The 11,828-nt window shown below is 66.5% G+C and carries 9 protein-coding genes; 3 read left to right on the forward strand and 6 right to left on the reverse strand.

The window, feature by feature from the left end:
- The first annotated feature begins 73 nt into the window (after positions 1 to 73).
- The gene (locus WMC41_RS18215; protein WP_432345425.1) at positions 74 to 1,585 is read left to right on the forward strand and encodes a UbiD family decarboxylase; all 1,512 of its coding nucleotides are present in this window, start codon (positions 74 to 76) and stop codon (positions 1,583 to 1,585) included.
- Entirely contained in the window at positions 1,582 to 2,160 is a 579-nt protein-coding gene (locus tag WMC41_RS18220; RefSeq protein ID WP_432345428.1) for a UbiX family flavin prenyltransferase, read from the forward strand. Before WMC41_RS18215 ends, WMC41_RS18220 begins: the two co-directional genes overlap by 4 nt.
- Positions 2,161 to 2,213: 53 nt before the next feature.
- Here WMC41_RS18220 and putA read toward each other — a convergent pair whose 3' ends face one another.
- The gene (putA, locus tag WMC41_RS18225; protein ID WP_432345430.1) at positions 2,214 to 5,900 is read right to left on the reverse strand and encodes a trifunctional transcriptional regulator/proline dehydrogenase/L-glutamate gamma-semialdehyde dehydrogenase; all 3,687 of its coding nucleotides are present in this window, start codon (positions 5,898 to 5,900) and stop codon (positions 2,214 to 2,216) included.
- Between the two features lie 176 nt (positions 5,901 to 6,076).
- Between putA and WMC41_RS18230 the strand changes: the two genes are divergently transcribed.
- Complete coding sequence (locus tag WMC41_RS18230; RefSeq protein ID WP_432345432.1) at positions 6,077 to 6,550, forward strand: Lrp/AsnC family transcriptional regulator; 474 nt, start codon at positions 6,077 to 6,079, stop codon at positions 6,548 to 6,550.
- Positions 6,551 to 6,556: 6 nt separating this feature from the next.
- Here WMC41_RS18230 and WMC41_RS18235 read toward each other — a convergent pair whose 3' ends face one another.
- Genes WMC41_RS18235 through WMC41_RS18255 form a run of 5 tightly spaced genes read right to left on the reverse strand, consistent with a single transcriptional unit; the run spans position 6,557 to position 11,782 of the window.
- A complete protein-coding gene (locus tag WMC41_RS18235; protein ID WP_432345435.1) occupies positions 6,557 to 7,306 on the reverse strand; it encodes an ABC transporter ATP-binding protein in 750 nt (249 codons plus the stop codon).
- A complete protein-coding gene (locus WMC41_RS18240; RefSeq protein WP_432345438.1) occupies positions 7,303 to 8,136 on the reverse strand; it encodes an ABC transporter ATP-binding protein in 834 nt (277 codons plus the stop codon). The genes WMC41_RS18235 and WMC41_RS18240 overlap by 4 nt, the downstream gene beginning before the upstream one ends.
- Positions 8,133 to 9,050, reverse strand: a complete 918-nt coding sequence (nikC, locus tag WMC41_RS18245) for a nickel transporter permease (protein ID WP_244769785.1) — start codon at positions 9,048 to 9,050, stop codon at positions 8,133 to 8,135. The genes WMC41_RS18240 and nikC overlap by 4 nt, the downstream gene beginning before the upstream one ends.
- Positions 9,047 to 10,093, reverse strand: a complete 1,047-nt coding sequence (locus WMC41_RS18250; protein WP_272807525.1) for an ABC transporter permease — start codon at positions 10,091 to 10,093, stop codon at positions 9,047 to 9,049. Before WMC41_RS18250 ends, nikC begins: the two co-directional genes overlap by 4 nt.
- 39 nt (positions 10,094 to 10,132) lie before the next feature.
- Positions 10,133 to 11,782, reverse strand: a complete 1,650-nt coding sequence (locus WMC41_RS18255) for an ABC transporter substrate-binding protein (RefSeq protein WP_432345442.1) — start codon at positions 11,780 to 11,782, stop codon at positions 10,133 to 10,135.
- Positions 11,783 to 11,828: the final 46 nt, after the last annotated feature.

The following is an 11,828-nucleotide window of genomic DNA, read 5'->3' on the forward strand; positions in this document are numbered from 1 at the left end:
CTAGGGAGCCTTGCACCGCGGGAATTTGCGCCAGGTCAAAGACCACAACATTTTTCCCCTGCAAGGGTGCCGCATGAAAGCCGATACCCCCGTTCCGCCCCGTTTCGAGAGCCTTCAGGATTTCGTCGCCCTGCTGGAGCGGCGGGAAAGGCTGGTGCGCATCCGCGAGCCAGTCTCGCTCGTCCACGAGGTGACGGAAATCCACCGCCGCGTGCTGGCCGAGGGCGGACCGGCGCTGATCTTCGAACGGCCGGTGGATGCCGCGGGCCGTGTCCAGCCCATCCCGCTTCTCACCAATCTCTTCGGCACGCGCGAGCGCATCGAATGGGGTTTCGGCCTTGAGGCCGGCGGCCTGCCGCGCCTTGCCGCCTTCCTCGCGGACCTGCGCGACCCGCAGCCGCCGCGCTCCCTGCGCGATGCCTGGCAGAAGCTGCCCCACCTGAAGGCCGCCCTGTCGATGAACCCGCGCACGGTCCGCCGCGCCCCCTGCCAGGCGATCGTCTGGCAGGGCGAGGAGGCCGATCTCGACCGCCTGCCGATCCAGACCTGCTGGCCGGGCGAGCCCGCCCCGCTCGTCACCTGGCCGCTCGTCATCACCCGGGCGCCGGACGATCCGGCGGACATCAATGTCGGCATCTACCGCATGCAGAAACTCGGCAAGGACCGGCTCATCATGCGCTGGCTCGCCCATCGCGGCGGGGCGCGCCACCATCGCCTCTGGCAGGCGGCCGGGCGCGACATGCCCGTCGCGGTCGTCATCGGTGCCGATCCCGCGACGATCCTTGCCGCCGTCATGCCGCTGCCCGACGGCATGAGCGAACTCAGCTTTGCCGGCGTGCTGAACGGCCGGCGACAGGAGACGGCCTGTGGCCTCACCGTGCCGCTGCCCATCCCCGCCAGCGCGGAAATCGTGCTGGAAGGCACGGTCTCGGCCAGCGAGACGGCGGACGAAGGCCCCTATGGCGACCACACCGGCTATTACAATGCCGTCGAGCCCTTCCCGGTCATGACACTCTCGGCGATCACCCTGCGCAAGAACCCGCTCTACCTCTCCACCTATACCGGCCGGCCGCCGGACGAGCCGTCGAGGCTGGGCGAGGCGATGAACGAACTCTTCGTGCCGCTGGTGAAGCGCCAGTTCCCGGAGATCCTCGACCTGTGGCTGCCGCCCGAAGCCTGCTCCTACCGTGCCATGGTGGTTTCCATCGACAAGCGCTATCCCGGCCAGGCGCGGCGGGTGATGATGGGCCTCTGGTCCATGCTGCCGCAGTTCAGCTACACCAAGCTGATCATCGCCGTCGATGGCGACATCGATGTGAAAAGCTGGCCGGACGTGATCTGGGCGCTCTCCACCCGCTTCGATGCCAGCCGCGACCTGATGCTCGTGGAAAACACGCCGATCGACTATCTCGACTTCGCTTCCCCGAAATCCGGCCTTGGCGGCAAGCTCGGGCTGGATGCGACACGGAAGATCGGCACGGAGAGCGAGCGGGAATGGGGACGGGTCCTCGCCATGGCACCCGACGTCGTCGCCAAGGTGGATGGCCTCTGGGCCTTTCTCGGCCTTTCGGAGCCGGTCGCATGAGCCCCGAACGGGTGATCGTCGGCATCACGGGCGCTTCCGGCGCGGCGCTGGCCGTGCGTATCGTCGAGCGCCTTGCCGCGCTCGGCGATATCGAGATCCATCTCGTGGTCTCCGATGCCGCGCGCCGCACGCTGGACCTCGAATGCGGCGCGGACGCGCTGGAACGCCTGTTGCCGCTCGTCCATCGCCATCATCCGACAGGCGATATCGGCGCATCGATCGCCAGCGGCTCGTTCCCCGTCCGCGGCATGATTGTCGCCCCCTGCTCCATGCAGACGCTGTCGGCCATCGCCACCGGCCGGACCGACACGCTGATCGGCCGCGCCGCCGATGTGCAACTGAAGGAACGCCGCCGGCTTATCCTTCTGGCGCGCGAGACACCGCTCCATCTCGGCCATCTGCGCAACATGTGTGCCGTGACGGAAATGGGCGCGATCGTCATGCCCCCGGTGCCGGCCTTCTACCATCGCCCGCAATCCGTGGCCGACATCGTCGACCACCTCGCCGCCCGCGCGATAGACCTGCTGGCGATGCCGCACCCGTCCCTTGCCAAGCCCTGGGAGGGGGCCGGATAGCTGGAAAACGAAAACGGGCCGCTCGAAGGAGCGGCCCGGATTTCGAGGATGCCTTAGCCGATGCTCATCAGGCTGGCATTGCCGCCGGCAGCGGCCGTGTTGATGGAGGTTGAGACCTCTTCGAGCAGCCAGTTGAGGCAATAGGCATCCGCCCCCGCCCGGATTTCCGCCGTGCTGGCGGCCTGCGTCAGGACGAGCGGGCCGGGCAGCGCGGCGATGCGGCGGGCGGCCTCGACCACCCTGTCCCCGTCCCCTTCGACGAGCGCCCCCGCATAGGGACCATCCGCCGCCCAGTCGGAGGACCAGGAGACTAGCGCCGCAAGGCTCGCCGGAAGGCCGGCAAGCGCGGGCTGGAGACCGGAGGCGGCGTCGATCACCGCCCTGTTGCCGGTGGCGAACACCGCGCCGAGCTGGGCGAGCAGCCCCTCTTCCGTCGCCGGCGCGAGGAGGATCCGGCCGCGCGGATGGAGCGCATAGAGGTTCTTTTCGCCGACGGGGCCGGGAAGCTCGAGGTCCAGCCCGAGCGCCGAATTGCTGCCGAGATCGCGGACCTGATCAGAAAGCCCGACCTTACCCTTGCCACGCAGCCACTGGGCGAAATCGAGCACCGCCGGCTGAATATGCACGGAGCTGTGCTGCGGGGGAACCGGCGGCACCTGCACGAGGCGGCCGATATAGAGCGGACCGCCGGCCTTGGGCCCGGTGCCCGAGAGCCCCCGGCCGCCGAACGGCTGCACGCCGACGATGGCGCCGATGATGTTGCGATTGACGTAGATATTGCCCGCCTTCACGCGGCTGGTGACATGGGCGATTGTCTCGTCGAGGCGCGTGTGCAGGCCGAAGGTGAGGCCATAGCCCGTCGCATTGATATCGTCGATCAGGCGGTCGACATCCTCGCGCTTGTAGCGGATGACATGCAGGACCGGACCGAACACTTCGCGCTCCAGGTCGGCAAGCGACTGCAGCTCGATGATGGTGGGCGAAACGAAGGTGCCGCGGGCAGCTTCCGCGGGCAGCGCCACCTGCTCGATCTTGCGGCCACGCGCGCGCATCTTCTCGATATGCGCCTCGATCGTCTGCTTCGCCTCCGCGGTGATGACCGGGCCGGTGTCGACATTGAGCTTGTCGGTGCGGCCGATCGTGAGTTCGGCAAGCGCGCCCTTCAGCATGGTGAGCGTGCGGTCGGCGACGTCCTCCTGCAGGCAAAGCACGCGCAGCGCCGAGCAGCGCTGGCCGGCGCTGTCGAAGGCGGACGCGATGACATCGAACACCACCTGTTCGGCAAGCGCCGAGGAATCGACGATCATCGCATTCTGCCCGCCGGTCTCGGCGATCAGCGGGATCGGCTTGCCGGCCGGCGAGAGACGGCCGGAGAGTTCCTTCTGGATGAGGCGTGCGACCTCCGTCGAGCCGGTGAACATGACGCCCGCCGTTTCCGGCGCACCGACAAGGGCAGCGCCGACGCGGCCGTCGCCGGGCAGCAGTTGCAGCGCGCCGGCCGGAATGCCGGCTTCATGCAGGATGCGCACGGCCTCGGCGGCGATCAGCGGCGTTTCCTCCGCCGGCTTTGCCAGCACCGGGTTGCCGGCGACGAGCGCGGCCGCGATCTGGCCGGTGAAGATCGCCAGCGGGAAGTTCCACGGGCTGATGCAGACGATCGGACCGAGCGGCGCATGGCCGGCGCCGAGCGTGCGCCGCGCCTGTTCGGCATAGTAGCGCAGGAAGTCGATCGCCTCGCGCACCTCGGCAATGGCGTTGGCGGCGGATTTGCCCGCCTCGCGGATGGCAAGGCCGATCAGCGTCGCGATCTCGGCCTGCATCAGGTCGGCGGCGCGGTCGAGCCGGTCGCCGCGCTCGCGCGGCGGCACGGCGGCCCAGGCCGGGGCCGCTTCGAGCGCAAGCCTCGCAGCCTTCGCGACGCCCGCATCCGTCGTCTCGACGACGGTGCCGACCATGTCCCTGTGGTCAGCCGGATTGAGCACCGGCCGCCGCTCGCCCTCGCTGGAGCCGTCGGCGATCTTGGGCGCGGCCTGCCATTCGACGGCCGCGGTCTTCGCAAGGTCCTGCGCCAGCTTCGCCAGCACCGCCTCGTTGGAAAGGTCGAGGCCGGCGGAGTTCAGGCGGCCCTTGCCGTAAAGTTCCGCGGGAAGCGCGATCTTGTCATGCTTGCCGCCCGGCACCGGCATGGCGCGCACCACGGCGACCGGATCGGCAATGAGCTCGTCGACCGAGATAGCGGGATCGGCGATGCGGTTGACGAAGGAGGAGTTCGCACCGTTTTCAAGCAGGCGGCGGACGAGATAGGCCAGCAGCGTCTCATGCGTGCCGACCGGCGCATAGATGCGGCACGGGCGGTTCAGCTTCTCTTCTCCGACGACCTCGTCGTAGAGCGGCTCGCCCATGCCGTGCAGGCACTGGAACTCGTAGTCGCCGACGCGGAAATCCGGACCGGCGAGCTGGTAGATCGTGGCAAGCGACTGGGCGTTGTGCGTGGCGAACTGCGGGAAGACCACATCCTTCGCCGCCAGCAGTTTCCGGGCGCAGGCGATGTAGGAGACGTCCGTGTGGATCTTGCGCGTGAAGACCGGGAATTCCTCCAGCCCGTCGAGCTGCGCGCGCTTGATCTCGGCGTCCCAATAGGCGCCCTTGACGAGTCGCACCATGATGCGCCGGTTGGAGCGGCGGGCAAGGTCGATGATGAAATCGAGCACGAACGGGCAGCGCTTGCCATAGGCCTGCACCACGAAGCCGACGCCGTCCCAGCCCGCAAGGGCCGGATCGTGGCAAAGCTCTTCCAGAAGATCGAGCGACAGTTCCAGCCGGTCGGCCTCCTCGGCATCGATGTTGAGGCCGATATTGTAGGACTTCGCGATGGCGGCGAGCGCCTTCACCTTCGGCAGCAGCTCGCCCATCACCCGTTCGGCCTGGGCGCGCACGTAGCGCGGATGCAGCGCGGACAGCTTGATCGAGATGCCGGGACCTTCATAGATGCCGCGGCCGGCCGAGGCCTTGCCGATGGCGTGGATGGCGTTCTCGTAGTCGCGATAATAGCGCTCCGCATCCGCGGCCGTCGTCGCCGCCTCGCCGAGCATGTCGTAGGAATAGCGGAAGCCCTTGCGCTCCAGGGCGCGCGAATTGCGCAGCGCCTCGTCGATCGTCTCGCCGGTGACGAACTGCTCGCCCATCATGCGCATGGCCATGTCGACGCCGCGGCGGATGACCGGCTCGCCGCAGCGGGCGATGAGACGCGTGAGGGCGGCGGAAAGGCCGCGGTCGTTGACGGTGGAGGTCAGCTTGCCCGTGACCACGAGGCCCCAGGTGGCGGCATTGACGAAGAGCGAGCGGCCGCCCCCCATATGCGACTTCCAGTCGCCTTCCGAAATCTTGTCGCGGATCAGCGCGTCGCGCGTGGCATTGTCTGGAATGCGCAGCAGCGCCTCGGCAAGGCACATCAGCGCGACGCCCTCCTGGCTGGAGAGCGAATATTCATGCACCAGCCCCTCGACGCCCGAGCCCTTGTGCTTGGCGCGCAGCGCGACGATCAGCGTGCGTGCCGTCTCGCGGATGCGCGCGGCGACATCGGCCGGCAGTGTGGCCTTTTCGAGCAGCGGCCGGACCGCGTCCTCTTCCGGCGTGCGGTAGGCGGCGGTGATGCGCTGGCGCAATTCGCCCTGCGGCCGGATCGGCGGCGCGAAGTCAGCGAAAGCGGAGATTTGTTGTTCGTTTGCAGACTGGACCATTTCCATCACCATCTCGGGTTCGGCCACTGGATGCGAGGAGAGGATACACCGCTTGCCGATGCATTCCAGCCTCATGGCGCTGGCGCGGAACATAGTCGATTGCCGTGCGACTTTCTCACCATTATATGCGTATAGACAGGAGCTATCTCCATATATTGGCGCTTTAGGTGAGACAAATGTCCAAGGCAAAGCTGTTTCCTGGCGAAATCGACGCTATCGACCGCAAGATCCTTGATCTTCTCGTTGAAAATGCTCGGATTTCCATCACCGAAATGTCCGAAATCGTCGGGCTTTCGAAGACGCCCTGCACGCTGCGCCTGCAGCGCCTGATCAGCGACGGCTATATCGACGGCTTCCGCGCCGTGCTCAACCCGAAGAAGCTCGGGCTCGACCATGTCGCCTTCGCCGAGGTGAAGCTTTCGGACACCAAGGAAGCGGCGCTCAACGCTTTCAACAGCGCGGTGCGCAAGATCAAGGAGGTCGAAGAGTGCCACATGATCGCCGGCCGCTTCGACTACCTGATCAAGATCCGCACCGCCGATATCCGCCGCTACCGGGAGGTTCTGGGCGAGAAGATCTCCAGCCTGCCGAACGTCGCCAGCACCTCGACCTCCGTCGCCATGGAATCCATCAAGGAAGGCGGGCGCTGAGCCCGGTCAGCCGTTGCGGCGGAAGCCTTCGCTGGCGGTGAGCAGGCTGCGCGTATAGTCCTGCGTCACCCGGTGTGCCGCAAGGTCCGTGGAGGCGAGCTGTTCCACCGCCTGCCCGTGCTGCATCACCATCAGCCGGTCGCACATATGGGTGACGACGGCAAGGTCATGGCTGACCATGACGAAGGTGAGCTTGCGCGCCGCGCGCACCTGTTCGAGCAGGTTCAGCACCTCGGCCTGCACCGAGGCATCGAGCGCGGAGGTCGGCTCGTCGAGCAGCAGGATGGAGGGTTCGAGGATCAGCGCCCGGGCGATCGCCACGCGCTGGCGCTGGCCGCCGGAGAGCTGGTGCGAATAGCGGAAGCGGAAGCTCGCGCCGAGCCCCACCTCATCCAGCGCCCGCACGATGCGGCTTTCCGAATCGTCGAAGCCGTGAATGGCGAGCGGTTCCAGCAGCAGCCGGTCGACCGTCTGGCGCGGGTGCAGCGATCCATAGGGATCCTGGAACACCATCTGCACCTGCCGATAGAAGGCCTTGTCGCGCTTGTCGCCGAGCATCTTGCCGTCAACGACAATCGTGCCGGCGGAAACCGGGGCGAGCCCGGCGACCGCCCGCAGCAGCGTCGACTTGCCGGAACCGGATTCCCCGACGAGCCCGAAGGATTCGCCGGGCGCCACCGTGAGGCTGATATCCTGGAGCGCGACGAAATCGTCGAAGACGACGCTGAGGCCGTCGATGGCGAGAGCCGCCGTCATAGCGCCCACTCCGGCTTGCGGTCGAGGACGGGCAGGGGATGCCGGTCGACCCCGATCTTCGGCATGCAGTTGAGCAGGCCCCGCGTATAGGGATGCTCGGCCTCGGAAAGCCGGGAGGCCGGCAGTTCCTCGACGATGCGCCCGGCATACATGACGATGACCCGGTCGCAGAAGGACGACACGAGCCTGAGGTCGTGCGAGATGAAGATCAGCCCCATGCCGCGGTCGGCCACCAGCCGATGGAGGATGCCGAGCACGTCGAGCTGCACGGTCACGTCGAGCGCCGAGGTCGGCTCGTCGGCGATCAACAGTTCCGGGCCGGCCACCAGCATCATGGCGATCATGGCGCGCTGGCCCATGCCGCCCGAGACCTCGTGCGGATAGAGGTCGAAGACGCGCTCCGGGTCGCGGATCTGCACGGCGGCCAGCATGTCGAGCGCCCGCCTGCGCGCCTCCGCCCTGCCGACCGGCTCGTGCGTGCGCAGCGTCTCGATGATCTGGCGGCCGATGCTCATGACCGGGTTGAGCGAATATTTCGGATCCTGCAGGATCATGGCGATGCGCTTGCCGCGCAAGGCGCGCCGCTCGGCCTTCGACGCCCCGGTGAGGTCGATGCCGTTGAACTCCAGCTTTTCCGCCGAGATGCGGCCATGCTCCGGCGTCAGGCCCATGATGGCGCGGCCGGTCTGCGACTTGCCCGAGCCGCTTTCGCCGACGATGCCCAGCCGCTCGCGGCCGAGCGTGAAGGAAACGCCGCGCACCGCCTCCACCATGCCGGTGCGGGTGGGGAAGGAGACGCGCAGGTCCCTGACGTCGAGAAGTGCGCTCATTGGCTGCTCCCGCGCGGATCCAGCGCATCGCGCAGGCCATCGCCCAGAAGGTTGAAGCCGAGGCTGACGACGAGGATGGCGAAACCCGGCATGGCGGCCACCCACCACTGGTCGAGGATGAAGCGGCGGCCGGAGGCGATCATCGCGCCCCATTCCGGCAGTGGCGGCTGCGCGCCGAGGCCGAGGAAGCCAAGGCCGGCCGCTGTCAGGATGATGCCCGCCATGTCGAGCGTCACGCGCACGATGAGCGAGGAGATACAGAGCGGCATGATATGGCGCAGCACGATGCGCCAGGGCGAGGCGCCCATCAGCCGCACGGCCGAGATATAGTCGGAATTGCGCACCGTCAGCGTCTCGGCGCGGGCAATGCGCGCATAGGGCGGCCAGGAGGTGATGGCGATGGCGATGATGGCATTGCCGATGCCGGGCCCGAGCGCCGCGACGAAGGCGAGCGCCAGCACGAGCTTCGGGAAGGCGAGGAAGATGTCGGTGATGCGCATCAGCACCGCATCCACCCAGCCGCCGGCATAACCGGCGACCGTGCCGACCAAAAGGCCGAGCGGCGCGGCGATGATGGCGACCAGCACCACGACCTGGAGCGTCAGGCGCGAGCCGTAGATGAGACGCGAGAGGATGTCGCGGCCCTGGTCGTCCGTGCCGAGCCAATGGGCAGCATCCGGCGGCAGCAGGCGGGATTTGGCGAGATCGCCGACATAGGGCGAGTACGGCGCCAGCAGCGGCGCGAAGATCGCGAGCACGATCAGCCCGAGGATGATCAGCATGCCGATGACGGCGAGCCGGTTGGCGGCAAACCGCCGCCAGGTGACATAGGCGCGGCCGAGCCGGGCCTGCAGGCGCGATTGCGGCCGGTCGGTCAGAAGCCATTCGCGGCGGGTCATGGCGGTTTCGCTCATCGTGTCCTCGTCCGCGGGTCGAGCATGCGGTAAAGCACGTCGGATAACAGGTTGATGGCGATGAAGACGGAACCGATGACGATGGTGCCGCCGAGAACCGCGTTCATGTCGGCATTCTGCAGCGAATTGGTGATGTAGAGGCCAAGGCCCGGCCAGGCGAAGACGGTCTCCGTCAACACCGAACCTTCCAGCAGGCCGGCATAGGAGAGCGCGATCACCGTGACGAGCGGCACGGCCGCATTGCGCAGCGCATGGCCCCAGATGATGCGGGTTTCCGACAGGCCCTTGGCGCGCGCCGCGACGATATATTCCTGGCCGAGCTCGTTCAGCATGAAGGACCGCGTCATACGGCTGATATAGGCGAGCGAGAAATAGCCGAGCAGCGAGCCCGGCAGCACGATGTGCGAGACGATGTCGCGGAAGGCCGCCCAGTCGCGATTGAGGATCGCGTCGAGCAGGAAAAAGCCGGTGATCGGCGTGAAGGTATATTCGAACACCACGTCGATGCGGCCGGGACCGGACGTCCAGCCGAGGCGGGCATAGAACACCAGAAGGGCGAGGAGGCCGAGCCAGAAGATCGGCACCGAATAGCCGACGAGGCCGACGATGCGCACGATCTGGTCGGCAAGGCTGCCGCGCCGGACGGCCGCGAGCACCCCGAGCGGGATGCCGAAGGCGGCGCCGATGACAGTGCCGACGGTGGCAAGCTCCATGGTCGCCGGAAAGACGCGGCGGATATCGGTCATCACCGGATTGGTGGTGAGCACCGATGTGCCGAAATCGCCCTGCAGCACGCCTTTCACATAGAGGAAGAACTGCTGGTAATAGGGCAGGTTGAAGCCCATTTCCTGCCGCACGCGCTCGACGACATGGGACGGCGCGCGGTCGCCGACGATCGCCAGAACCGGATCGATCGGCACGACGCGACCGATGAAGAAGGTCACGGCGAGAAGACCGAGATAGGTGGTGGCGACGACCACGACGAAGCCGGCGATCGCTTTGAGGGTCGCGAAGGCGCGCCTGTTGGCGCGCCTTGCCGGCATCCGTCTTTCAGCAGTGCTCAAGGGACCGGTCCTTCAGACTTAGTCCTTGGTCACGGGCGCAAGGAAGTTCGTATCGAAGTTCGGTCCGAGCTTGTAGTTCTTGACGTTGCCGCGCATGCCCGCCACTTCGGTCTGCTGGAAGATCATGACGAAAGGGCTCGTGTCCAGCGCCTGCTGCTGCAGCTTCTTGTACATCTCGGCGCGCTTGTCGTTGTCACGCTCCAGAAGCGCCGCTTTCACCTCTCCCGTCAGCTCGGGGATGTCCCAGGCATTGCGCCAGGCCAGGGTCTTGACCGAGGCCTCGTCGCCATTGTCGGGGTTCGAGGTGAAGGCTTCCGCGTTCGAGTTCGGATCCCAGTAGTCCATGCCCCACTGTCCGATATACATATCGTGGTTGCGGGCGCGGTACTTGGTCAGCGTCTGCTTACCATCGCCGGGAATGATCTCGACCTTGACGCCGGCCTGGCCGGCGGTCTGCTGGAAGGATTCGGCAATCCCGGTCACGGGCTGCGTGTTGCGCACGTCGAAGGTGACGGAGAAGCCGTCCTTCAGGCCCGCCTTTTCCAGCAGCTCCTTCGCCTTGGCGACGTCGAACGTATAGGGGCTCGCATCGAGCGCGCCGAGCACGCCCTTGGCCTGGTAGGTCTGGCGGATCTCGCCGATGCCCTTGATCAGCGTGGCGCCGATCGCGTCGTAGTCGACGAGATATTTGAGCGCCTCGCGCACTTCCGGCTTGGCAAGGTTCTCGTTCTTCTGGTTGAGGCTGATGTAATAGACCGTGCCCTTCGCCGCGCTGGTGGTGGCGAGATCGGCGTTCTTGGCAACCGCCTCGAAATCACCCGGCTCGAGATTGCGCGCGACGTCGATGTCGCCGGCCTCGAGCATCAGGCGCTGCGTCGCGCTTTCCTTGACATGGCGGTAAATGACGCGGGTGAGCGCCGGCTTCTCGCCGTAATAGTTGTCGTTGCGCTCCATCACGAGGATTTCGTTGGCGCGCCAGTCGCGGATCTTGAACGGGCCGGAGCCGGCATAGTTGGTCTTCATCCACCCATAGCCGAAATCCGTGTCGTACTTGTATTCGTCGCTCGGCGTCCTGGCTTCGGCGTGCTCCATGACGAGCTTCTTGTCGAGCACGGCGCCCACGGTCGCGGTAAGGCAGTTGAGCACGAAGCTCGGCGCATAGGCCTTGTCGACGGTGAAGACGAACGTACCCTCGTCCACGGCCTTGGCCTTTTCGGTGACATTGTCGCCGTTAAGGCCGAACTGGGTGAGGATGAAGGCCGGGCTCTTGTCGAGCTTGACGACGCGCTCGAAGGACCAGGCGACGTCCTCGGCGGTGACGGGGTTGCCGGAAGCGAACTTGATGCCCGGCTTCAGCTTGAACGTATAGGTCAGGCCGTCCTCGGACACTTCCCAGCTCTCGGCGATGCCGCCCTTGACCTTGGTCGTGTCGTCGATATCGAGACGCACCAGCATGTCGTAGCCGTTGCCGAGGAATTCGGCCGGGCTCAGCTCGAAGGATTCGGCCGGGTCGAGCGTGATCGTGTCGTCGATCGCCCAGGCCTGCACCAGCGTGTCGGCCGGCGTCTCGGCAAAGGCCGGCGCCATGCCGCCGGCTGCAAGCAACAAAGAGAAGGCCGCGCCGACCAGCAGCGGACGAACGCGTACGGTGATGGTTTCCCTGTTCATTCCAGTTCCCCGTTTTGCACGATTTTCCTTCGGTATCCGATGCACA

Origin of the sequence: Shinella yambaruensis, assembly GCF_050859155.1 — a bacterium.
GTDB lineage: Bacteria > Pseudomonadota > Alphaproteobacteria > Rhizobiales > Rhizobiaceae > Shinella > Shinella yambaruensis.

What these genes read in the sequence shown, in the direction of transcription:
- WMC41_RS18230 (WP_432345432.1), top strand. Translation starts at nt 6,077, where the DNA reads ATGTCCAAGGCAAAGCTGTTTCCTGGCGAAATCGACGCTATCGACCGC.
- WMC41_RS18235 (WP_432345435.1), bottom strand. Translation starts at nt 7,306, where the DNA reads ATGACGGCGGCTCTCGCCATCGACGGCCTCAGCGTCGTCTTCGACGAT.
- WMC41_RS18240 (WP_432345438.1), bottom strand. Translation starts at nt 8,136, where the DNA reads ATGAGCGCACTTCTCGACGTCAGGGACCTGCGCGTCTCCTTCCCCACC.
- WMC41_RS18220 (WP_432345428.1), top strand. Translation starts at nt 1,582, where the DNA reads ATGAGCCCCGAACGGGTGATCGTCGGCATCACGGGCGCTTCCGGCGCG.
- WMC41_RS18255 (WP_432345442.1), bottom strand. Translation starts at nt 11,782, where the DNA reads ATGAACAGGGAAACCATCACCGTACGCGTTCGTCCGCTGCTGGTCGGC.
- WMC41_RS18250 (WP_272807525.1), bottom strand. Translation starts at nt 10,093, where the DNA reads ATGCCGGCAAGGCGCGCCAACAGGCGCGCCTTCGCGACCCTCAAAGCG.
- putA (WP_432345430.1), bottom strand. Translation starts at nt 5,900, where the DNA reads ATGGTCCAGTCTGCAAACGAACAACAAATCTCCGCTTTCGCTGACTTC.
- WMC41_RS18215 (WP_432345425.1), top strand. Translation starts at nt 74, where the DNA reads ATGAAAGCCGATACCCCCGTTCCGCCCCGTTTCGAGAGCCTTCAGGAT.
- nikC (WP_244769785.1), bottom strand. Translation starts at nt 9,050, where the DNA reads ATGAGCGAAACCGCCATGACCCGCCGCGAATGGCTTCTGACCGACCGG.